Origin of the sequence: Streptomyces sp. NPDC051684 (assembly GCF_044453445.1) — a bacterium.
Classification (GTDB): domain Bacteria; phylum Actinomycetota; class Actinomycetes; order Streptomycetales; family Streptomycetaceae; genus Streptomyces.
In genome coordinates this window covers 47,666-69,867 of record NZ_JBITCS010000005.1, presented here as the reverse complement: position 1 = coordinate 69,867, position 22,202 = coordinate 47,666, and the positions used below count along the sequence as shown (strand labels likewise).

At 71.7% G+C, this 22,202-nt stretch carries 18 protein-coding genes; 8 read left to right on the top strand and 10 right to left on the bottom strand.

What is annotated here, in order from left to right:
- The first annotated feature begins 232 nt into the window (after positions 1 to 232).
- The gene (locus ACIA8D_RS07935; RefSeq protein WP_399229784.1) at positions 233 to 1,648 is read left to right on the top strand and encodes a PP2C family protein-serine/threonine phosphatase; all 1,416 of its coding nucleotides are present in this window, start codon (positions 233 to 235) and stop codon (positions 1,646 to 1,648) included.
- 57 nt (positions 1,649 to 1,705) lie between these two features.
- On the opposite strand, the gene ACIA8D_RS07930 is transcribed toward ACIA8D_RS07935, so the two are convergent.
- On the bottom strand, positions 1,706 to 3,205 hold the full coding sequence (locus tag ACIA8D_RS07930) for a hypothetical protein (protein WP_399229782.1): 1,500 nt from the start codon (positions 3,203 to 3,205) through the stop codon (positions 1,706 to 1,708).
- 233 nt (positions 3,206 to 3,438) lie between these two features.
- On the opposite strand from ACIA8D_RS07930, the gene ACIA8D_RS07925 reads away from it, so the two are divergent.
- Both ACIA8D_RS07925 and ACIA8D_RS07920 read left to right on the top strand, forming a co-directional pair.
- Positions 3,439 to 4,593 (top strand): aminoglycoside phosphotransferase family protein, encoded by a 1,155-nt coding sequence (locus ACIA8D_RS07925; protein ID WP_399229780.1) that lies wholly within the window; start codon positions 3,439 to 3,441, stop codon positions 4,591 to 4,593.
- 300 nt (positions 4,594 to 4,893) lie between these two features.
- Entirely contained in the window at positions 4,894 to 6,858 is a 1,965-nt protein-coding gene (locus ACIA8D_RS07920) for an N-acetylmuramoyl-L-alanine amidase (RefSeq protein ID WP_399230182.1), read from the top strand.
- 30 nt (positions 6,859 to 6,888) lie between these two features.
- Here the strand turns inward: ACIA8D_RS07920 and ACIA8D_RS07915 are convergent, their stop codons facing one another.
- Both ACIA8D_RS07915 and ACIA8D_RS07910 read right to left on the bottom strand, forming a co-directional pair.
- Complete coding sequence (locus ACIA8D_RS07915) at positions 6,889 to 7,386, bottom strand: hypothetical protein (RefSeq protein WP_306319468.1); 498 nt, start codon at positions 7,384 to 7,386, stop codon at positions 6,889 to 6,891.
- 64 nt (positions 7,387 to 7,450) lie between these two features.
- Positions 7,451 to 10,333, bottom strand: coding sequence for an ATP-binding protein (locus ACIA8D_RS07910; RefSeq protein WP_399229778.1), 2,883 nt, complete (start codon positions 10,331 to 10,333; stop codon positions 7,451 to 7,453).
- Positions 10,334 to 10,474: 141 nt separating this feature from the next.
- Between ACIA8D_RS07910 and ACIA8D_RS07905 the strand changes: the two genes are divergently transcribed.
- On the top strand, positions 10,475 to 11,197 hold the full coding sequence (locus ACIA8D_RS07905) for a leucine-rich repeat domain-containing protein (RefSeq protein WP_399229776.1): 723 nt from the start codon (positions 10,475 to 10,477) through the stop codon (positions 11,195 to 11,197).
- Between the two features lie 5 nt (positions 11,198 to 11,202).
- On the opposite strand, the gene ACIA8D_RS07900 is transcribed toward ACIA8D_RS07905, so the two are convergent.
- From ACIA8D_RS07900 to ACIA8D_RS07875, 6 genes are all read right to left on the bottom strand, one after another.
- The gene (locus ACIA8D_RS07900; RefSeq protein ID WP_399229774.1) at positions 11,203 to 12,108 is read right to left on the bottom strand and encodes a universal stress protein; all 906 of its coding nucleotides are present in this window, start codon (positions 12,106 to 12,108) and stop codon (positions 11,203 to 11,205) included.
- Between the two features lie 143 nt (positions 12,109 to 12,251).
- Complete coding sequence (locus tag ACIA8D_RS07895) at positions 12,252 to 12,494, bottom strand: DUF397 domain-containing protein (protein ID WP_327658884.1); 243 nt, start codon at positions 12,492 to 12,494, stop codon at positions 12,252 to 12,254.
- A gap of 94 nt (positions 12,495 to 12,588) precedes the next feature.
- Positions 12,589 to 13,767 carry a thiolase domain-containing protein gene (locus ACIA8D_RS07890; protein ID WP_399229771.1) on the bottom strand — a complete coding sequence of 393 codons (1,179 nt, stop codon included), beginning with the start codon at positions 13,765 to 13,767 and terminating at the stop codon, positions 12,589 to 12,591.
- Positions 13,767 to 14,825 carry a thiolase domain-containing protein gene (locus ACIA8D_RS07885; RefSeq protein WP_399229769.1) on the bottom strand — a complete coding sequence of 353 codons (1,059 nt, stop codon included), beginning with the start codon at positions 14,823 to 14,825 and terminating at the stop codon, positions 13,767 to 13,769. The genes ACIA8D_RS07890 and ACIA8D_RS07885 overlap by 1 nt, the downstream gene beginning before the upstream one ends.
- Positions 14,825 to 15,787 carry a Zn-ribbon domain-containing OB-fold protein gene (locus ACIA8D_RS07880; protein ID WP_399229767.1) on the bottom strand — a complete coding sequence of 321 codons (963 nt, stop codon included), beginning with the start codon at positions 15,785 to 15,787 and terminating at the stop codon, positions 14,825 to 14,827. The genes ACIA8D_RS07885 and ACIA8D_RS07880 overlap by 1 nt, the downstream gene beginning before the upstream one ends.
- Before the next feature lie 52 nt (positions 15,788 to 15,839).
- Positions 15,840 to 16,640 (bottom strand): crotonase/enoyl-CoA hydratase family protein, encoded by an 801-nt coding sequence (locus ACIA8D_RS07875; RefSeq protein WP_399229766.1) that lies wholly within the window; start codon positions 16,638 to 16,640, stop codon positions 15,840 to 15,842.
- A gap of 180 nt (positions 16,641 to 16,820) precedes the next feature.
- Here ACIA8D_RS07875 and ACIA8D_RS07870 point away from each other — a divergent pair, with 180 nt between their 5' ends.
- Positions 16,821 to 18,440 carry an acyl-CoA synthetase gene (locus ACIA8D_RS07870; RefSeq protein ID WP_399229764.1) on the top strand — a complete coding sequence of 540 codons (1,620 nt, stop codon included), beginning with the start codon at positions 16,821 to 16,823 and terminating at the stop codon, positions 18,438 to 18,440.
- A 42-nt stretch (positions 18,441 to 18,482) separates the two neighbouring features.
- Here ACIA8D_RS07870 and ACIA8D_RS07865 read toward each other — a convergent pair whose 3' ends face one another.
- Positions 18,483 to 18,872, bottom strand: a complete 390-nt coding sequence (locus tag ACIA8D_RS07865) for a VOC family protein (protein WP_399229762.1) — start codon at positions 18,870 to 18,872, stop codon at positions 18,483 to 18,485.
- An 83-nt stretch (positions 18,873 to 18,955) separates the two neighbouring features.
- Between ACIA8D_RS07865 and ACIA8D_RS07860 the strand changes: the two genes are divergently transcribed.
- From ACIA8D_RS07860 to ACIA8D_RS07850, 3 genes are all read left to right on the top strand, one after another.
- Positions 18,956 to 19,744, top strand: coding sequence for a GNAT family N-acetyltransferase (locus ACIA8D_RS07860; RefSeq protein WP_399229761.1), 789 nt, complete (start codon positions 18,956 to 18,958; stop codon positions 19,742 to 19,744).
- 108 nt (positions 19,745 to 19,852) lie between these two features.
- Positions 19,853 to 21,154: a phenylacetate--CoA ligase PaaK gene (gene paaK / locus ACIA8D_RS07855; RefSeq protein ID WP_399229760.1), complete on the top strand. Its 1,302-nt coding sequence runs from the start codon at positions 19,853 to 19,855 to the stop codon at positions 21,152 to 21,154.
- Between the two features lie 108 nt (positions 21,155 to 21,262).
- Positions 21,263 to 22,177, top strand: coding sequence for an N-acetyltransferase (locus ACIA8D_RS07850; RefSeq protein ID WP_399230180.1), 915 nt, complete (start codon positions 21,263 to 21,265; stop codon positions 22,175 to 22,177).
- Positions 22,178 to 22,202: the final 25 nt, after the last annotated feature.

Here is a 22,202-nt window from a genome sequence, read left to right as displayed (position 1 = left end):
GTCGGTCGGTGGGGCACGGATGACCGGACGTATGAACGCGGCATACGCCAGACCCGGTCGGACGTTCGAACAGGGTCCACCAAAGTGGCCACTTGAAGGACATGGGCATATGCTGTGGGCACCACCGCATCGTGTATGGCCAAATCCCTTACGGGGCAACGCGGCCTGTGCCAAAGTCTTTAGCGGTCCTTCCGTCAGCCCTGGCCACCTGTGCCCGCATCGGAGTTTCCTCATGCCGCCCCATGCCTTCGCGGACCGCCCCGCCGGCCAACCGCCGGAGCGTGGCGCCGTCGACGCGCTGATCTCGCAGACGCGTCGCCTCCTGGGCGACGTCGACGCGGTGCGCCGCGAATCGGTGATGACGGACGAGACGAACCCCGAGTCCCGCTGGCAGCGCGCCCTGTACGAGCTGGCAGTACACCAACTCAGCGATCTCGACCGGCACTTGGCGCAGCTGCGGGAGGGTCCCGACCCGCTCGCCGGCCTGCCGGCCCAGCGCGTCACCGCGACACCGCCGCCCGGCTCGCTGCTGAGCCGGGTCGGCAGCGCCGAATGGAATCTGCTGACCGATGAGGCCACCTGGTCCGGCGAGCTGTACCAGATCCTCGGCAGGGACCCCGGCGCACCGGCGCTGACGCTCGACGAGCTGCCCGCCCTGGTGCACGCCGACGACCAGCCGAAGCTCACCGCGATGGTCACCGACTGCCTGATCGACGGCAAGCCGATCGACGGGGAGTTCCGTGTCGTGCGCCCGGACGGCTCCGCGCGCACCGTGCACATGATGGGCGAGCCCGTGCTCGACGCCGATGGTGCGACCGCCTCCATGTGGGCCGTCGTACGCGACGTCAGTGAACTGCGCCGCAGCCAACGCGCGGTGAGCGAGACCCGTGACTCGCTCCAGCGCCAGCGGCACATCGCGCAGACCGAGCACCGGCTCGCGGTCGAGCTGCAGGAAGCCGTGCTACCGCCGTGGCGTGGCTCCCTGCGGCTCCCGCACAGCGGTCCCGGCGGCCTCGATCTGGCCGCCCGCTACTTCCCCTCCTCCGTCGGCAACCTTGTCGGCGGTGACTGGTACGACGCGCTCGAACTGCCGGGCGGCCGCACCCTGTTGACCGTCGGCGACCTCACCGGGCACGGCGTGGCCGTCACGTCCGGCATGGCGATGCTGCTCGGCGCGGTGCGCGGCATGGCGATGTGCGACACCCCGCCCGGCGAGCTGCTCGGCTCCCTGAACCACCTCCTCGACTCCTCCGGGCAGCCCGCGCTCGGCAGCGCCCTGTGCTGCCGGTACGATCCGGCGGCCCGCACACTGGCGTGGGCGCAGGCGGGACACCCCGCCCCGCTGCTGTTCCGCGACGGGACGGGGCGTGCGCTCACGCCACCCGACGGCGTCCTCCTCGGTGCCACCTCCGGAGCCGACTACGGACAGGCCGAAGAGCCCCTGCGCGCCGGGGACCTGCTGCTCCTGCACACGGACGGACTCGTGCCACAGCGTGGCTCGACCGCCGCCGGCCGACTGCTCGCGCTGGCCGAGCCGCTCACCGCGGCCCGTGACGCACAGGACTGCGTGCGGGTGCTCCAGGACGAGTTCGGTCGGGGCGAGCGTGAGGACGACGCCTGTGTTCTCGTCGCCAGGATCGGTTCCTGACGGCGTACGCGTGCTGCCTGCGGCCGGGACCTCCGGCCGTCGTGCCTGGATTCGCTGCTACGCCTGGATGCGCTTCCCCGTCGACCTCGGCAGCGCCAGCTTGATCTCCTGACGCAGGTCGTCGATCTTCGGGTAGTCCGCGTAGTGACCGGTGAGCCGGTACATCTCGCGCAGCCGGTCCCAGGTGCGGTGCGAGGAGTTGGAGCCCATCGAGTTGAGCGCCAACCGCGCGTACCTGTCCGCCTGTTCGGGGTCGTCGGCGATGAAGCAGGCCGAGGCCATCGACAGATGGTCGAAGATCTTCGAGCGGTCGCGGCCGCCCGCGCGCAGCGCGAGGGCCTCCTGGGCGTGCCGCTGCGCGATGACCGCGGCGGACGGGTCGTGCTCGGCGAGCGTGCGGTAGGCCAGGGCCTGCATGCCGTGCAGATCCGCCTCGTCGAACATCTGCATCCAGGTCGGCGGCGGTACGTCGCCCCTGTCGGAGACGAAGAGCTCCTCCGCCTGACCGAGCGTGCGGCGCATCGCCTGGCCCTTGCCCAGGGACGCCTGCGCCCAGGCCTCGATGGTGTAGAGCATCGCCTTCGTACGCGGCAACACCTGGTCGCCGGAGCCTGACTTGGCGAGCTTCATCAGGTCGAGCGCCTCGCCGGGCGCCCCGAGGTGGATCTTCTGGCGGGCGGCCCTCGACAGGGCCTCGCCGGCCCGCGGCCGGTCCCCGCCTTCGCGCGCGGCGTGCGCGGCGATGACGAAGTACTTCTGGGCCGTGGGTTCCAGGCCGACGTCGTGGGACATCCAGCCCGCGAGGACGGCGAGATTGGCGGCGACGCCCCACAGGCGCCGCTGCAGATGGTCGGGGTGGCGGTAGGAGAGCATTCCGCCGACTTCGTTGAGCTGGCCCACGACCGCCTTGCGCTGCAACCCGCCGCCGCGGGAGGCGTCCCAGGCCCGGAACACCTCGACCGAGCGCTCCAGTTCCTCGATCTCCTGCGACCCGATGGGGGCCGCTTCGTAACGGTCGAACCCGGCCGCGTCGGCGTTGGCCGGAGAGGACAGTGGATCGTCGGTCCTGGGGGCGTCGGCCACGAGGGCCGGATCGGTGTGGAGCCAGTCGTGCATGGCGCTGCTGAGTGCGGAGCCTGCGGCGAGCGCGGCGCCCGCGCCCACCAAGCCGCGTCGGTTGAGCATGAGGTCCATTCCCGTGAATTCGGTGAGGACCGCCGCTGTCCGCTCGGGCGCCCACGGCACTCCGTCGGGGCCCGCTTCCTCCGGGCCGCCGCCTTGCCGTTTCCCTACGCGCCCGTGTCGGACGAGACCGAGGTCCTCGATGGTCACGACACGACCGAGTCGCTCGGTGAACAGCGCCGCCAGCACCCTGGGCACCGGATCGCGCGGGATCTCTCCCATGTCGATCCACCGCCGCACCCGCGAGGTGTCGGTCGCCAGCTGCGCGTGGCCCATGGCCGCGGCCTGCCGGTTGACCAGTCTCGCGAGTTCGCCCTTGGACCAGCCGGCCAGGCCGAACAGGTCGTTCAGGCGGGTGTTGGGTTGTCCGTTCACGTAAGCCCCCAGGTTCTCGGCTGAAATTGACAGTAGCCCCCTGTCAGTTGCAGGGCGACTATTCGCCAGGGTTCGCCAGGGTGCGCCAGCTGTTGTGCTCTTGGACGCCTGGTGTCAGGTAGGAGTGCGCCACCCCGACCCGGTCGCCGCAGGGCATTCCCCAGGGTGTACCGAATCGGCCGGGCCGGGACGGCGCCGCAATTCACTGGCACACGAAGGGATCTGTTTCGCCCATGTACGCAGCATCGTCCTCCGTGTCCGCCCCGCCCCGGCCGCTGCGCCCCGCCCGTCCGGCGGTCGGCGGGAGCGGCCCGTACCTCGACCCCGCGCGGCCCGCGGCACCGACGCTGAACGGCATCGCCCGGCCGCGTCGCGCCCCGGGGATCGGCACGCAACCGCTCAGCGGGAGACTCGACTTGTCCGGCCCCCAGGGCGCCCAGCTGCGCACGGCGATCGCGTCGGTGCACCGGATCTGCCCGGAGTTCCATCCGGTGCAGGTGTTGCGCCGTTCCCCGCGCTCCGTGCTCCTCGTCGGTACGACAGGGCGCAGCACCGCCGTCGCGAAGTGTTTACTGGATCACGCGCCCGCCTACACCGCGCGGATCCGGCACGAGATAGCCGCATACCGCTCGTTCGTCCGACACCGGCCCCCGGTGCGGGTGCCCCGGCTCATCGCCGCGGACCCCGACAACGGCACGCTGGTGATCGAGCGGATGCCCGGCCGGGTGGCGGCCCTGCAGCGCCACCCGGCCGAGGCTCCGCCGAGGGCGGACGTGCGCGCGGCGCTCGGCGCGATCTGCCGGGTCAACCAGTGGCGGCCGCCGGCGGGCACCTTCGACGCGCCCCTCGACTACGCGGCACGCATCAACCGCTTCCACGACCTGGGTCTGCTCACCGACCGGGACATGGGGGACCTGCAGAAGCTGCTGCACGGGATCGCGCACACCGCGGGCCGCGGCGGGATGGGCCAGTTCTGTCACGGCGACGCCCTGCTGTCGAACGTGCTGCTCGCGCCCACCGGTCCGGTGCTCGTGGACTGGGAGCACGCGGGCTGGTACCTGCCGGGCTACGACCTGGCGACGCTCTGGTCGGTGCTCGGCGACGCCCCGGTGGCGCGGCGGCAGATCAGCCAGCTCGCGCAGTCCGGTGGCCCGGCCTCCCGCGACGCGTTCCTGGTCAACCTGATGCTCGTACTGACGCGGGAGATCCGCACGTACGAGACGGCCGTGCAGCGTTCCCTGCACGAACAGACCCCGGCGGCACCGTCGGTTCAGGCCCATCCCGGTGCTGCGCCGTCCGGTGAGGAGCAGCGGCTGTTGCTGCGCCGTCTGCACGACGACTGCAATATGGCCCGCAAGGCGGTGCGAGCGGCAGTCGGCACTCGCTGACGGGGACGAAGATCCGCGGGGCGCCCGAAAGAAGCAGGGCGCACCGCGGATCTTCGTGTGCGGGCACTCATTGGTTCACACCACTGACGCGCCGCAGGCGACCGCACCACCATCGGCGAAAGCTCCGCACACGCCTGTTGACTTGGGAAATCCAGGGGAATCAACCCTGCGCGACGCATGATTGACGGATCGTCGGCGAGCCGATAGCACTGACCCACCATCGGCCCGCAGGTCCCGCGCTCCCATCCGTTCCCCCGTGCTCCCCTGGAGGCACCATTGCACCGGTCGACCCGCTCCCTCATCGGCAGACGCAACAGGCGCGCGCTCGGCGCCCGGACGGCCGGCGGCACCGTCGCGGTGGCGGCGCTGCTGGTGCCGCTGCTCGGCGCCGCCCCTCCGGAGGCCTCGTCCGGGGCCTCCTCGGCCCGGCTGCAGGACGCTTTCGCCGCGGCGGCCGCCGAGTACAAGGTGCCGCAGAGCGTGCTCCTCGGGGTGTCGTATCTGCAGTCGCGGTGGGACGCGCACGACGGGGCGCCCAGCGTCACCGGTGGCTACGGCCCCATGCACCTCACGGACGCGCGCGCGGCGCTCGCGAACGCGACGCGGCGCAGCGAGGCGGCGGGCGACCCGCGCGGCGACGACTCCCGGTCCCCGCTCAAGGCTTCCCAGGCCGTGCCGGAGAACAGCAAACTCCCGGAGCGGCTGCGGACGTTGCCCCGGGCGGCGAAGCTCGCCGGTGTGTCGGCGCAGCAGCTGCGCACCGACGCGGCGGCGAACGTTCGCGGCGGCGCCGCCCTCCTCGCGGCCGCCCAGAAGAAGCTCGGCAAGCCGCTCAGCGACCGGCCCGCCGACTGGTACGCGGCGGTCGCGGCGTTCTCCGGCGCGGACGACGCGGCGACGGCGGGCACGTACGCGAACGATGTCTTCGCGGTGATCCGAGACGGCGAGCGGCGCACCACGGACGCCGGCCAGGAGGTCACCCTGCGCGCCCGGCCCGACGCCGAGCCGCAGGCCGCGCAGATCGAGAAGATGGGCCTGCGCAAGGCGGACGCGGGCGGGACCGAGTGCCCGAAGACGGTGTCGTGCGAGTGGATCCCGGCGCCGTACGAGGAGTTCGGCGACGGCGACTACGGCAATCACGATCTCGCGGACCGTCCGAAGGACCAGAGCATCGACTACATCGTCATCCATGACACGGAGGCGACGTGGGAGCAGACGCTCAAGCTGGTCCAGGACAAGACGTATCTGGCGTGGCACTACTCGCTGCGTTCGACGGACGGGCACATCGTGCAGTCCATCAAGAACAAGGACGTCGGCTGGCACGCGGGCAACTGGTACGTCAACGCGAAGTCGATCGGCCTGGAGCACGAGGGCTTCCTCGCGCAGCCGGACTCCTGGTACACGGAGGAGATGTACCGGTCGTCCTCGCGCCTGGTGAAGTACCTGTCGAAGAAGTACGGCATCCCGCTGGACCGGCAGCACATCCTGGGCCATGACACGGTGCCGGGCCCGACGACGTCGACGATCACGTCGATGCACACGGACCCGGGCCCGTACTGGGACTGGTCGCACTACTTCGCCCTGATGGGCAAGCCGTTCCACCAGACGGCCGGGCCGAAGGGCGGTCTCGTGACGGTCGCCCCCGAATTCGACGAGAACCGGCCGGAGTTCACGGGCTGCGAGAAGGCGGGTGTGGCCTGCGCGCCGCACGGTTCGAGCGCCGTGCGCCTGTACTCGGAGCCCAGTGAGGACGCTCCGCTGATCAAGGACATCGGCCTTCGCCCGGGTGGCGAGCCCTCGACGATCGACGTCAACGACATGGCGTCGCGGGTCTCGGCGGGCCAGCAGTACGCGGTCGCGGGCCGTGAGGGCGACTGGACGGCCATCTGGTACCTGGGCCAGAAGGCCTGGTTCAAGAACCCGTCCGCGCAGCCGACCGCCGTTCCCGCCAAGGGACTTGTGGTGACGCCGAAGCCGGGCGCGAGCGAGGTTCCGGTGTACGGGCGGGCCTACCCGGAGAAGGAGGCCTACCCGTCGGGGATGACGCCGCAGGCGATCTCACCGCTGCCGTACAAGCTGCTGTCGGGCCAGCGCTATGCGACGGGCGGGACGACCAGGGGCGAGTACTTCTACTCCCCCACCTTCGACACCTCGTCGCACAAGGTGGTCAAGGGCAAGGACGTGTACTACGAGATCCAGTTCGGGCACCGCGTCGCGTGGGTGCGGGCGGCGGATGTGCGGGTGCTCCCGTCGACGGTGTCGTAGGTCCGTCGATCGGCTGATGTGTCGTGCTGCTCAGCCCTGCTGGAAGAGCTCCGCCGGCAGCGGCTTGAGCAGCGCGTACAGGTCGTCCGTGATCGGGCGGTCCCAGGACGCGATGGTCACCAGAACGTTGTCGCTGCGGTCGAACTGGACGCAGGAGATCCGCGTCTCGGAGAGCTTCAGGCGGCGCACCACGAGGAGGTTGTCGCCCTGCATCACCGGGACGTCCTCCACGTCGGTGACGGTGACTTCCTCGTCGTTCTCGAGCGCCACCAGGAGCTGGGCGACCTCGAAGGGGATCTCGCCCTCGCCGACCTCGCGGGCCGGGGAGCCCTCGGGCAGGTTGCCGATGACCATCGCGGGGCCGCGGCCGCCGAACAGGTCGTAGCGCAGGAACACACCCTGGCAGGTTCCGTCGGGGGCGGGCAGCAGACCGGCGCCCAGGTTGCCCGGCCAGTCGCCCGGATCCATGGCCAGGACGTCGAAGTCGGGACCCGCGGGGGTCGCAGCGCGGCGGCGGAGGAAGGACATGCGCTCCATAGTACGTCGCGCGCGGCGTCGCCCGGCGTCGGGGTTTGCGCAGCTGCGGCGGCTGTTACTCCCCCAGCGCAGCCGCCAGCCCCTTCACGTCCGTGCCCAGCTTGCGGTAGGCCGAGGACAGGAGGCGCACCACCGTGGACTCGTCCACGCGCAGCTCCCGCGCGACCTCCTGCGGGCACAGGCCGCGGGCGGCGCACCGTGCCGCCGCCCGCTCCCGCGCGGTGAGGGTGTCCGTGACGGCGCCGTGCAGGGGGCGCGGTCGCAGTCCCGCCGCGGCCAGCTCGTCGCGGGCCTGCTGGGCGAGTCCGTCGGCTCCGCAGCCGACGGCCGCGTCGAGCCCCCGGTAGAGGTGGTCGGCCGCCTCCTTGGCGCGGCCCTTGCGGCGCAGTTCCGCGCCGAGGGCGACGAGCGAGCAGGCCAGCTCGTAGCCCGCGGGTGAGCGCTCCAGGTGGGCGACCGACTCCTCCAAGAGCTTGGCGCGCTCGGCGCCGGTGGATACCTCGGCCAGCGTGCGCAGGGCCTGGCCCACGGCGGACGGCGCCCCGTAGTGCCGGGCGCGTTCGACGGCGGCCTCGGCGAGGGCCCGGGCCCGCTCGGGCGCGTCGGAGGCCTCGGCGCGGGCGAGGTGCAGCTGCCAGGGGCACCAGGCGGGATTGCGCATGCCGCGCGGGTCGAGGCGGCGGCCCGCCGCGGCGAGCTCCTCGGCGGCGTCCTCGGTGCGGCCGAGCGCGAGGAGGAGTTCGCCGTACACGGTCTGTGCGTCGGGGAAGACGACGGCGGCCGGGAAGGGCTGGCCGAAGGCGTGCTCCTGCGCGACCTGCTCGGCCTCGGGGGCACGCCCGCGCGCGAGCAGCACCTCGACGAGGGTGCCGACGGCGTACCAGTGGGCGGGGGTGCCGGGTCCGACGCGTCGGGCGAGGCGCAGGCCCGCGCGGACGAAGTCCTCGGCCTCGGCGAGCCGGCCGCGCCGGTAGCGGATGTAGCCGAGCAGGGTGTACGCGAAGGAGAGGTGGGCGCCGCGCCAGCCCGCCTGTTCGAAGTCGGCGATGCCCTCGACGAAGAGTTCCTCGGTGCGGCCCGGCCGGTCGGCGTAGAGGAAGGCCATGGCGACGAGGACGGGGACCTCGAAGCCGCGGTCCTCGTCGGCGGCCCAGCGCAGTCCGCCGGCGAGCGCGCGCTCGGCGTGCTGGATCACCGTGTCGGCGGGCTCGCCGCGCAGGGTGGCGTCCCAGGTCCGCAGGCCGATGAGATAGCGCTCGGTGAGGTCGCGACCGGTGAGCCGGTCGGCGAGTTTCGCGAGGCGCCGGGAGCGGGCAGGGGAGTCGGGTTCGTCGGCGCGGAAGGCGTCCCACATGAACTGTTCGGCCTGCATGCGCAGCCGTACGCGGGGGTCGTCGGTCAGGCGGATCTCGCGGGCGAGGGTCTCGGATGCCTCGGCGAGGCGGTCGGTGTGGGCGAGGACCTGGGAGAGCCGGTAAACGATGCCGTGCCGCAGGGCCGGGTCGGTGATGGGTTCCTCGAGGGCGGCGCGCAGGTGGTTGACGGTGGTGGCGGGCTCGGTGAGCAGGGAGGCGCTGCCGAGTTCGTAGAGGACGGCGGCGCGGTCGTCGAAGGCCGGGGGTTCGCGCAGGGCGCGGGCGAGGTAGCGGCGGGAGGCGTCGGGGGCGCCCGCGCGGATGGTCTCGGCCGCGGCGGCGCGCAACTGTCGTACGACCCACGGATCGCCCTCGGGGTGGGTCTCCAGGAGGTGCCGGGCGGCGGCGCAGGGGCCGAGGCCCGCGTCGAGGACGGTCCAGGCGGCCTGTCCGTGCAGGGCGACGCGGATGGCGCCGGGGATGGCGCGGTAGACGGCGGTGGCGATCAGCGGGTGGACGAACTCGAGCGAGTCCGCGCCCTTGAGCACGCGCGCCGCCCTGAGCCGGTCGGTGGCGTCGGCGGCCTCCTCCGATCCCAACCCGGCGACGTTCGCGGCGAGTTCGGGTGCGATCTCGGTGCCGAGGACGGCGCAGGCCCAGGCGAAGCGGACGGTGGAGGTGCCGAGTCGTTCGATGCGGGCGACGAGGCCGCTGCCCTTCGCGGCGGCGGCGAGGTCGCGCAGCAGGTGGGCGCCGTTCTCGGTGGGGACGAGGCCGCGGTCGCGGACCTTCGCGGTGAGCTCGACCGCCTCGAAGGGGTTGCCTGCGGTGACGGCCCAGCATTCGCGGCAGAACGCGTCGTCGGCGTGGCCGCCGAGGGATTCGCGGACGAGTCCGGCGATGGCGGAGGCGCTGAGGGGTTCGAGTCCGAGGGCGCGCCGGCCCGAGCGGCCGGGCAGGCCGCGCAGGGCCTCCGCGTGGTCCGGGAGTTCCTCGGGCCGGTAGGCGACGACGAGCAGCAGCGGCAGTTCCTCGGCGCGCGGGGCGAAGGCGGCGAGCCAGCTCAGGGACTCCGGGTCGGCCCAGTGGGCGTCGTCGAGGACGAGGACCATGGGGGCTTGTTGCACGGCGAGGTGGGTGAGCACCCAGTCGAGGCCGTCGCGCAAGCCCTGCGGGTCGGGTGGTGCGCCTTCGGTGGGGGCGCACAGGCCGAGGGCGGGGCCCACGATCGCGTACCAACTGCCGAGTGTGGCGTGCAGGTCGGCTTCGGAGGCGCCCGCGAGGCGCGGCTGGAGCAGCTGGCGCGCGACGTGGAAGGCGACGCCCTGCTCCTGGTCGCCGCCGCGGGCGTACAGGACGGTGCAGCCTTTGGCTGCGGCCCTGCGGCGGACTTCCGCGAGGAGGCTGGTCTTGCCGAGTCCGGCGGTCGCGGCGACGGCGAGCAGCGCGCCGTGCGGCCGGTCCGGTGGCTCGCCGCCGTCCCGCGGGATTCCGGTCAGCTCGTTCAACACCGCGTCCACGACGGCGAGTTCGCTGTCCCGCTCGAACAGCCGCCGCCGGCCCCTGCCATCGCTCCGCACCATGGCGCACCCCCACCCGCGGCACGGTCGCGCACCACGGTTTCCAGGGACCTCAGCGTACGCCGGGGCGCCCCCGCCGGAGCGTGATGCGCCATTCTCGGTACGAAAACCGTGCGGATTCCGGTGGCGCTAAGGTACGCGTCCATGACCGTGAGGGTGCTCGACTACTGGCGGGGCGATCTGGACGCCGTACCCGATGAGGTGTGGCGCCATCCCGAGCTGCGGGTGCTGCTGCTCGCCGACAATCGGCTCGCACACCTGTCCGAGCGCATCGGCACACTGACCGGCCTGCACACCCTGGACCTCGGGCACAACCGGCTCACCTCGGTCCCGGCGGAGCTCGGCGACCTCACCGGTCTGAGCCGGTTCCTGTATCTGCACGACAACCGGCTCACCGAGCTGCCGGAGGCACTCGGCTCTCTCGACCGGCTCGCGTATCTGAATGTCGGCGAGAACCGGCTCACGGCGCTGCATTCCACGCTCGGTGCCATGACCGGACTGGTGGAGCTGCGCGCCCAGCACAACCGGCTCGACGCACTGCCGGACGGCATCGGCGGGCTCACCGCACTCCGGGAGCTGTGGCTGCGGGGGAATCGGCTGTCCGAGCTGCCCGCGTCCGTGGCGGAGCTGGCCGAGCTGCGGGAGATGGAGCTGCGGGACAACGCGTTCACCGCCGTGCCCGACGCGCTGCGCGGACTCCCGCGCCTGCGCCGGCTCGACCTGCGCGGCAACCAGCTGCGCGAGGTACCGGAGTGGGTGGTGAAGCTGCCCTGCCTGGAGAAGCTCGATCTGCGCTGGAACGACCTGTGCCTCGCGCCCGGCCTGTTCGACGCGCTGGCCGGGCGGGGCTGCGTCGTTCTGCGCTGAAGGGCTCAGTCCGCGTCCGGCGGGACCACCGCGACGGGGCTCGCGGCGTGCAGCAGCGCCGCGTGCGTGACCGAGCCGAGCATCGCGGCAGGGCGGGTGAAGCGGCGGCGGTGGCGGCCGACGACAACCAGCTCCGCGCCCCTCGACTGCTCGACGAGATGGCCCGCCGCGTCGCCCGGCACCACCAAAATCTCAACCTCGACTTTAGGGTGAGAGTCACGGAGTTCCGCGAGGGTCTCATCGGCCACTCGAAGCGTGTCGCGCTCCGTCGCCTCCTGGTCGACGGCCGTGGGCGTGAAGTCCCCGTACGCCGTCCAGGCCAGGACCGGCCACGGATACGCGACGACGACCTGCAGCCGGACACCCGCGCCGGCCGCGTGCTCGAACGCGAACGCGAGGGTCGCGTGGTCCGGCGCGTCCGCCTTGAGGCCGACCACGACGCGCGGCCCCGGCGCCGCCGCGTCGCCGTGCACCTCGCGGTCGGGCCTCGGCACCACGACGACCGGGCACACGGCGTCACGCGCCGCCGACACGCTGTTCGAGCCGAGCACCAGGCCGGCGAAGCCGCCGCGCCCGCGCGAGCCGACGACCAGGAGTTGGGCCTCGGTGCTCATCTCGGACAGCACCACGGCCGGGAGCCCGGCGCGGCTGATGAACTCGAGCGGCGGCAGCCCCTCGCGCCCCTCCAGGTCCTTGCGCAGCTCCGCGAGGACGGTGTCGTTCTCCGGCTCCTCGTCGAAGTCCGCCACGAGCACTTCGGCCTGGAGGAACGGCGCGTACTGGCGTACATGTACGACGCGCAGCTCGGCGCCGCGCCGGTCCGCCTCGGCGAGCGCCCATTCCAGGGCGCGGAGGCTGTCGTCGGAGCCGTCGACCGCGGCGAGGACGGGCTGCTGGTGCGGGTTGGGCATGATCTCTTCGCCTCCGACACTGGGCGCGTCGCCGCGCCCTCATTGACCGGCTGTTCCTGTGGCCAGGCTCGCAAATGCGGGGGCCACAGGACAGGGGCGTTCGTCCCGCGTCGGAACTGCGTGAACAAAGAGCCGTGAAACGACTACGTGAGGTCGAACTCGCCCTCTCGGGCACCGCTCACGAACGCCCCCCACTCGGCCGGCGTGAAGATCAGGGACGGGCTCTCTGGGTGTCCGCCGTTGCGCATCGCGATGAAGCCTTCGACGAAGGCGATCTGGACATCGCCCTGGCCCCCGCTGCTGGACCGCCAGTCCGCCTTGCTGAGGTCCAGGTCCGGCTTCTGCCACCCCATGAGCGGGTGCTGGTCGATGGTGCTCTCGGCCACGTCCGTGCTCCTCCCGGTTCGTCGTCCGTGCGCCAGCCTAGCGATCGGTCCGTGCCGCGCACAGGCCGCGAAGGGGATGAAGGTCAACGCGCGTTCATCCGGTGGGTGGTTCGGCGCCGACGAGCCACATGGAGAAGAACTGCGAGCCGCCTCCGTAAGCGTGCCCGAGGACCTTTCGCGCGCCGTCCACCTGGTGCTCTCCGGCCTGCCCGCGCACCTGGAGGGCGGCCTCGGCGAAGCGGATCATGCCGGAGGCTCCGATGGGGTTGGTGGACAGGACGCCGCCCGACATGTTGACGGGGAGGTCGCCGTCGAGCTCCGTGACGCCGGACTCGGTGAGTTTCCAGCCCTCGCCCTCGTCCGCGAACCCGAGGTTCTCCAGCCACATCGGCTCGTACCAGGAGAACGGCACGTACATCTCGACGGCGTCGATCTCGCGGCGCGGGTCGGCGATGCCCGCCTGCCGGTACACGTCGGCGGCGCAGTCCTTGCCGGCCTGCGGGGAGACGAAGTCCTTGCCCGCGAAGAGGGTCGGCTCGCTGCGCATGGCGCCGCCGTGCATCCAGGCGGGCGGCTTCGACGAGCGCGCCGCTCCCGCCCGGTCGGTGAGGATCATCGCGCAGGCGCCGTCGGAGGAGGGGCAGGTCTCGGAGTAGCGGACCGGGTCCCACAACATGGGGGACGCCTGGACCTTCTCCAGGGTGATGTCGTGCTCGTGGAGGTGGGCGTAGGGGTTCTTGAGGGCGTTGCGGCGGTCCTTGTAGGCGACGAGGGAGCCGACGCCGTCGGGAGCGCCGGTGCGCCGCATGTACGCGCGCACGTGCGGTGCGAAGAAGCCGCCGGCCCCGGCCAGCAGCGGCTGCTGGAACGGGATGGGCAGCGAGAGCCCCCACATGGCGTTGGATTCCGACTGCTTTTCGAAGGCGAGGGTGAGTACGGTGCCGTGGACGCGGCCCGCGACGAGGTTCGAGGCGACGAGCGCGGTGGAGCCTCCGACGGATCCGGCGGTGTGCACGCGCATCATCGGCTTGCCGACGGCGCCGAGCGCGTCCGCGAGGTACAGCTCCGGCATCATGACGCCCTCGAAGAAGTCGGGCGCCTTGCCGATGACGACGGCGTCGATGTCGGCCCAGGTCAACTCGGCGTCTTCCAGGGCACGTTGGGCCGCTTCGCGGACGAGTCCGGCGATCGAGACGTCCCGGCGGGCGGCGACGTGCTTGGTCTGCCCGATCCCGACGACCGCCACCGGCTCCTTGGCGACTGCCTTGCTCATCACTGGTCCTCCCCTTCGAGTACGGCGACCAGGTTCTGCTGGAGGCAGGGCCCGGAGGTGGCGTGGGCGAGCGCGCGCCGCGAGTTCCCGCCGTGGATGCGGGCGGCGGCCTCGCCGATACGGATGAGCCCGGCGGCCATCACCGGGTTGGCGGCGAGCGCGCCCCCGGACGGGTTGATGTCGACCTCGTCCCCGAGGTCCAGCGCGCGGCGCAGGACGACCTCCTGCGAGGTGAACGGGGCGTGCAACTCGGCGGTGTCCACGGGCCGTTCGAAGGCGCCGGCCTTCTCGGCGGCGAGCCGCGTGGAGGGCGAGTCGGTGAGGTCGCGCACCCCGAGGCTGTGAGCCTCGATGCGGTGGTCGATGCCGCGGATCCACGCGGGTCGCTCGCACAGCTCCCTGGCGCGGTCGCCCGCGGCGAGGATCACGGCGGCGGCGCCGTCCCCGATCGGCGGGCAGTCCCCGGTGCGCAGCGGATTTACGACGTAATCGCCGTGCGGGACGTTCCCGCGCAGTTGGGCGTGCGGATTTCCGGTGGCGGACTTGCGGCTGCGGGCGGCGACCCCGGCGAGCGCGGGCTCGTCCGTGTGCCCCTCGTCGATCAGCGCCTGCGCCTGGAGGGCGGCGAGCGCGACGGAGTCGGGCCACAGCGGGGCGACGTAGTACGGGTCGAGCTGGCGCGTCAGGACGTCACGGACGGAGCCCGGTGAGGACTTGCCGTACGAGTAGACGAGCGCGGTGTCGGCCTCGCCGGTGAGGAGTTTGGTCCACGCCTCGTACAGGGCCCAGGCGCCGTCCATCTCGACGTGCGACTCGGAGATCGGCGGCCAGGCGCCGACGCCGTCGAGCGCCATGGTGAAGGAGAAGGCGCGCCCGGCGAGGTAGTCGCTCGATCCCGAGCAGGTGAACCCGATGTCACTGGTCTTCAGGCCGGTGCTGGCGAGGACCTGGTGCAGGACGGGCATCAGCATCTCGACCTCCGACTGTTCGTCGGAGGTACGTGTGTGGTCGGTCTGCCCGAAGGCGACGACGGCGATGTCCCGGATCGGCGGCCGCATCAGATCATCTCCTTGTACGTCTCGTAATCGGCGTCGGGTTCACCGGTGGGCCGGTAGTGGTCCGGGTAGCGTCCGCCCTCCGTCCACACGGGTTCGACGCGCAGCCCCATCCGCACCTGGTCGTACGGGATGCCGCCGATGCGGCCGTGCAGGGCGAGGTCGGCGCCGTCGAGGGCGATGTGGGCGTAGACGTAGGGGACTTCGATGTCGAGGTTCTTCGCCTTGATGTTCACGATGCAGTACGTGGTGACGGTGCCGCCGGGGCCGACCTCCACCTGGTCGGTGGTGGCGACGCCGCAGGTCGGGCAGGCGCCGCGGGGCGGGATGTAGACCTTGTGGCAGGAGGGGCAGCGTTCGCCGACGGTGCGGTTGTCGGCGAGGGCGTTGATGTAGCGGGTCTGGGCGCCGCCGGGGCTGTAGGTGTAGTCGAGGCGGGCGGGGGCGACGATGCCGGTGACGGCGTCCTCGAACTCGCCGTTGTGCGGGACGAGTTGGGAGGGCGTGTCGTCGCCGTCGTACGGTTCGAAGCACGCGATGTCGGTGATGGCGCCCTCACGCTCCTCGGCCCAGCGGACGCGAACGCGCATGCCGGAGTGCACGGCGTCGGGGCCGGGAACGTCGAGGGCGTGCAGCAGGGCAGTGTCCGCGCCGTCCAGCTTGACGAGGACCCAGGCGAAGGAGGTGCCGAGGGGCTGGCCGCGCCGCGCCTCGGGGTTCCAGGACCAGGTGGTGACGGTTCCGGTGGCGCCGACCTCGACGAGGTCGCGGATCTCCTCTGCGGTCACCGGGTCGTACTCGACGGGTGGCACCATGACCTTCCCGTCGCCGGTCCGCACACCGAGGACCGTGCGGTCGCGCAGACCGCTGAGGAAGGCGGACTGGACGGGGCCGAGGGAGCGGGTGAACGGGAACTCCACGACCAACGGCGCGCGCAGCACCTCTGGTTGGGCGGTAGATGTCATGAGGCCTCCTTGACGGATGGGCGTACGGGACGGGACGGCGCGGTCGCGGGCCTCATGCACGCCGAAACTCGGCGGGCCGCTTCTCCGCGAAGGCGCGGGCGCCTTCCTTCGCGTCGGCGGTGTCGAAGATGGGCCAGCCGCGCTTCAACTCCGAGGCGAGACCGTCCGTTTCGGTCATCTCGGCGGTCTCGTACACGGATGCCTTGACCGCTTCGACGGCCAACGGGCCGCAGGCGTTGATCTGTTCGGCGATCTCCAGGGCAGCATCGAGCGCGGCGCCGTCGGGCACCACGCGTCCGACGAGGCCGATGGCTGCGGCCTCGGGCGCCGGGTAGGGCCGCCCGGTCAGCAGCATCTCCAGGGCGTGGGTACGGGGCACCTGGCGCGGCAGCCGGACCGTCGAGCCGCCGATGGGGAACAGGCCGCGCTTGACCTCGAAGAGCCCGAACGTCGCCGACTCCCCCGCCACCCGGATGTCCGTGCCCTGGAGGATCTCGGTGCCGCCCGCGACGCAGTGTCCCTCGACCGCGGCGACGACGGGCTTGCGCGGCCGGTGGTGGCGCAGCATCGCCTTCCAGTGCAGATCGGGGTCGGCCTTGAGCCGGTCCCGGTAGTGCTCGCCCTCCATCCCCTTGCCCGCGAGCGCCTTGAGGTCCATGCCGGCGCAGAACACACCACCCGCCCCGGTGAGCACGATGGAGCGGATCGAGTCGTCCGCGTCGGCCTCCAGCCACCCGTCGTAGAGGCCGACGAGCATCGGCAGTGACAGCGCGTTCTTGGCCTCGGGCCTGTTGAGCGTGAGTACGAGCGTGGCGCCCTCGCGCCGGACGTCGAGATGTTCGGTCCCACCCATGAGGGGTCCTCCAGTCAGCCGCAGCCTCGGACCTGGAACAGGTTGCAGTAGCGCACGTGCCAGTTCAAGAGTTTTCTGACACTCAGTCAGTTTTCTTGTGCGGAGCCCCTTCCCCCTTACTCCCCGTTCTGTTCTGATGACGCTCCAAGAGGAGATGTGGCCTGGATCAGGAGGAGCGCGGTGGAGTACAACCTTGCCGACCTGTTCGAGTCGGTCGTCGACGTGGTCCCTGACCGCGAGGCGCTCGTCTACGTGGATCACCCCGGTACGGGCGCGGAGCGCCGGCTCACGTACGCCCAGCTGGACGCGGCGGCCAACCGGGTCGCACACCACCTGATCGCGGCCGGACTGCGCCCCGGTGAACACCTGGGCATGCACCTCTACAACGGCATCGAGTACCTGCAGACGGCGCTCGGCTGCGTCAAGGCGCGGGTCGTCCCGGTGAACGTGAACTACCGTTACGTGGAGGAGGAGTTGGCCTACCTCTACCAGGACGCCGATCTCGCGGCACTCGTCTTCGACACGGAGTTCACACCGCGCGTGGCGGCGGCGCTGCCGCGCGCCGAGAAGCTGCGCCACCTGGTGCGGGTGGGCGCCCCCGAGGCGGACGCGCCACCGCTGAAGGCGGTGGACTTCGAGGAGGCGACCGGACAGTCCTCCGCCGAACGCGGCTTCCCGCCGCGCTCCCCCGACGACCAGTTCATCATCTACACAGGCGGCACGACAGGCATGCCCAAGGGTGTGATGTGGCGTCAGGAAGACCTGTTCTTCGCAGGGTTGGGCGGCGGCGCCCCCACGGGCGAGCCGGTGTCACGGCCCGAGGAGCTGGCCGAGCGGGTGGCGGCAGGCGGTGACGGCATCACGTTCTTCCCCACTCCCCCGCTGATGCACGGCACCTCGACGCTCACGGCGTTCATCGGCTTCAACTTCGGCCAGCGCGTGGTCATCCACCGCAAGTTCGCCCCGGAGGAGGTGCTGCGCACCATCGAGAAGGAGAAGGTGACGAGCATGTCCCTGGTCGGCGACGCGATGCTGCGCCCGCTCATCGACGCACTCAAGGGGCCACTGAAGGGCACGGACTGCTCGTCGATGTTCAGTGTCTCGTCCTCGGGCGCGATCATGTCGGACACGGTGCGCGCCCAGTTCCAGGAACTGGTCCCGAACACCATGCTGCTCAACAACTTCGGCTCGTCCGAGTCCGGCTTCAACGGCACGGCGACGGCCGGGTCCGGCGCGGGCGCCGGCTTCCACGTCCAGGTCAACTCCCGTACGCAGGTGGTGGATCCGACGACGTACGAGCCGGTCGCGGTGGGCGAGGTGGGCCGGATCGCACAGCGCGGGCACGTCCCGCTCGGCTACTACAACGACCCCGCGAAGACCGCCGAGACGTTCTTCCAGAAGGGTGACGAGCGCTGGGTGCTGCTCGGTGACATGGCGACGGTCGACGAGGGTGGCATCGTCACGGTCCTGGGCCGCGGCTCGCAGTGCATCAACACGGGCGGCGAGAAGGTGTACCCGGAGGAGGTCGAGCAGGCCCTCAAATCCCATCCGGACATCTACGACGCGCTGGTGGCCGGTGTGCCGGACGAGAAGTGGGGGAACCATGTGGCGGCGGTCGTCCAGCTCATGGACGGCGCGGACGCACTGACCCTGGACACCGTGCAGACGCACTGCCGCAGCCATCTCGCCGGCTACAAGATCCCCCGGCAGCTGGTGCTGACGGACACCATCCAGCGTTCGCCGAGCGGGAAGGCGGACTACCGGTGGGCGCGGCAGGTGGCCGCGGAGGGGAACGGATAACCCCCCTCCGCGACGGGAGCGCGGGCCCAGAAGGTCACGCGCTCAGTCGAGGCAGAACTCGTTGCCCTCGATGTCCTGCAACGTGATGCACGACTCGTTCTCGTCGTCGGCGCGCTGCGTCAGGACATGCGTGGCGCCGAGCTTGTAGAGGCGCTCGGCCTCGGCTTCGAGCGCCGCGAGCCGCTCGTCGCCGACCAGCCCGGTCCCGGCCCGCACGTCGAGATGAACCCGGTTCTTGACGACCTTCCCCTCGGGGACGCGCTGGAAGTACAGCCGCGGCCCCTCACCCGAGGGGTCGGCGGCGAGGGACCATGCCTCGTCCTGGTCGGCGCCGGGCGGCATGACGTATCCGAGCACCTCGCACCAGAAGCGGGCGACCCGCACGGGCTCGGCGCAGTCGAAGGTGATCTGAACCTTCTTGATCGTGGTCATCGGCGCACCATAGCAAGGGTGTTCTGGTCCGCGGCAGGGATTTTCGGTTGCCGTGCCTCTCACCCGGTGCTGGAGTTCCTCGCATGGATCATGCGGCGGTACGGGACCTGTTCGACGAGCAACTGCGGCGCGGGGCACGCCCCGACGAGACCGGGGCGCGCGTCGAGCACGTCGGTGACGTGGTGCGCCATATCGGCCCGGCGGCGGGCTGGAACGGGGTGCTGTGGTCGAAGCTCGACGAGCGGGGTGCCGACGCCGCGATCGCCGAGCAGGTCCGCTTCTTCGGCGGGCTCGGCCGGGCCTTCGAGTGGAAGACGTACGGGCACGACCGCCCGGCCGACCTTCCCGACCGGCTCACGGCTGCCGGGTTCGTGTCGGAGGCGACGGAGACGCTGCTCGTCGCGGAGACGGCCGCGCTGCCCGTCGACTCCGCACCGCCGGAAGGGATCCGGCTGCTCCCGGTCTCCGATGAGACACGGATCGAGCTGGTCGAGCGGGTGCACGAGCGGGCCTTCGGCTCCGACCGCTCGGCCATCGGCCACCAGTTGCGGGGCCAGTTGGCGCAGGACCCGGCCACCGTGCCCGCGGTCGTGGCGCTGCACGGCGACGAGCCGGTGAGCGCCGCCCGTATGGAGCTGCATCCGGGGACGGCCTTCGCGAGCCTGTGGGGCGGCGGGACGGTCCCGGAGTGGCGAGGCCGCGGGATCTACCGCTCGCTCGTCGCCTTCCGCGTCCGGATCGCGGCCGAGCACGGCTTCGCGTACGTCCAGGTGGACGCGTCCGCGCACAGCCGGCCGATCCTTGAACGCCTGGGGTTCGTGGCGCTCGGGACCACCACGCCGTACGTCTGGGAGCCCCCTGTCGGCCGCTGACGACGCAACCGGCGCGTCGTACGTCTTGACGACCGCGGCCACTCCTTGCCTTACTGATCGACAGCAGGACAACCGAATGATCGGTCGGGAGTTTCGGGAGTGCGTGCGATGGCGTCGACGGCGACGGACTGGTGGGACGAGGGCGAGCGGCTCGGCGCGGAGGAGCTGCGGGCGCTTCAGCTGGAGCGGCTGCGCGGGACGCTGCACCGGGTGTACGAGCGGGTGCCGTTCTACCGCGAGGCGTTCGACAAGGCGGGCGTGCGGTCCGAGGACTGCCGCACCCTGGCGGACCTGGCACGCTTCCCGTTCACGACCAAGGCGGACCTGCGGGACAACTATCCCTTCGGGATGTTCGCCGTGGACCAGTCCGAGGTGCGGCGCCTGCACGCGTCGAGCGGCACGACCGGGGTCCCGACGGTCGTCGGGTACACCGAGGCCGACCTGTCGATGTGGTCGGACATGGTGGCGCGAGCCATCCGGGCGGCGGGCGGCAGGCCGGGGCACAAGGTCCATGTGGCGTACGGGTACGGCCTGTTCACCGGCGGACTCGGCGCGCACTACGGGGCGGAGCGGCTCGGGTGCACGGTGATTCCGGCGTCGGGGGGCATGACCTCGCGGCAGGTGCGGCTGATCCAGGACCTGAAGCCCGAGATCATCATGGTGACGCCCTCGTACATGCTCACGCTCCTCGACGAGTTCGAGCGCCAGGGAGTCGACGCGCGCACCAGTTCCCTGAAGGTCGGCATCTTCGGCGCCGAGCCGTGGACCGAGGAGATGCGGCGCGAGATCGAGGAGCGGGCGGGGATCGACGCGGTCGACATCTACGGCCTGTCGGAGGTCATGGGTCCCGGCGTGGCACAGGAGTGCGTCGAGACGAAGGACGGGCTGCACATCTGGGAGGACCAGTTCCTCCCGGAGGTCGTCGACCCGGTCACGGGTGAGGTGCTGCCCGACGGCGAGCACGGCGAGCTGGTGTTCACCTCGCTGACCAAGGAGGCGATGCCGGTGATCCGGTACCGGACGCGGGACCTGACCCGGCTGCTGCCGGGCACGGCACGCCCCGCCTTCCGGCGCATGGAGAAGGTCACCGGGCGCAGCGACGACATGGTGATCCTGCGGGGCGTGAACCTGTTTCCGACGCAGGTCGAGGAGATCGTGCTGCGCACACCGGGCGTCGCGCCGCACTTCCAGCTCCGCCTGACCAGCGAGGGCCGCATGGACGCGCTCACGGTGCGCGCCGAGGCCCGGCCCGACGCGACACCGCGGGAGCGGGAGGCGGCGGCGCGCGCCATCGCCGCCGGGATGAAGGACGGGGTGGGCGTGACGGTGTCCGTGGAGATCGTCGAGCCGGAGACCCTGGAGCGCTCGGTGGGAAAGATCAAGCGGATCGTGGACGAGCGGAAGCCTTGAGCCGGTACCGCGACAAAGGGTGGCCCGCGGGGGCGCGACGCACTACCGTGGTGTGCGTACCGCATCGCACGGCGGGCTCCGACCTCACTCCGTATCCGGAGGATTCGCATCCCCGAGCTCGAGGTACGCCCCTTTCGCCGCGCCGACCGCGACCAGCTGACCGCGCTGATCAACGCGCATGTCGGCGCCGTCGTCCCCGGCCTCGCCCTCTCCGTCAACACCGTGCTGAGCAGTCTGGAGCGGCAGCCCGACGAGTTCATCACCGACCCGTGGGTCGTCGAGCGAGTCACGCTCGTCGCCGAACAACGACGTCATGTCGCCGCCGCGGCCCATCTGCTGCGTTACCGGGACGACGCCACCGTCGGCGCCGACTACCGGGATGCCGCCGAGATCAGCTGGTTCGTGCACCGGCCTGCGGCCTCGTTCTGGCCCGACGCCGAGAAGGCCGCGGATCTGCTGATGGCCGCCTGCCTTGCGCAGCTCACCCGCTCGCGGCCCCGCGTCTGCCATGCCGACGGGGCGCTCCCAGCTCCGGCCGTCTGCGGACTGCCCCGGCCGTGGCCGCACATCCGCGAGGCCCACCGACGCGCCGGTTTCCGGCACACCGGCGGCACCGAGGTGCTGCTGCTCGCACCGGTCGACGAGCTGCCCCGACCGCGACCGTGCCGGGAGTTCGCCTTCGAGCGCACCTTGGGCGAGTGCGGCACGCGCATCACGGCGTACTTCCGTGAACGCGCCGTCGCCTTCATCGAGGTGGACACGGCGCTCGGGCGGCCCGAACGGATCGGCCGGTCACCCGGTCTCGCCGACATCGGCAACCTGCACATCGACGCGGCCGTCGACGGCGGGGACCTGGCGCATCAATTGCTCGCCCAGGCCGCCGAGTGGCTGCGACTGAGCGGCGTGGACCGCCTTCTCGCCTACGAGAACGCCGAGGACGGCCGGCGGCTCGAGCTGATGCGCGCCGCCGGGTTCCGGGAGCTGACGCGCATGGAGCGCGGCTGGCGGATGAGTACGGGCTGAGCCGCGGAAGAACCCACGCCGCTCA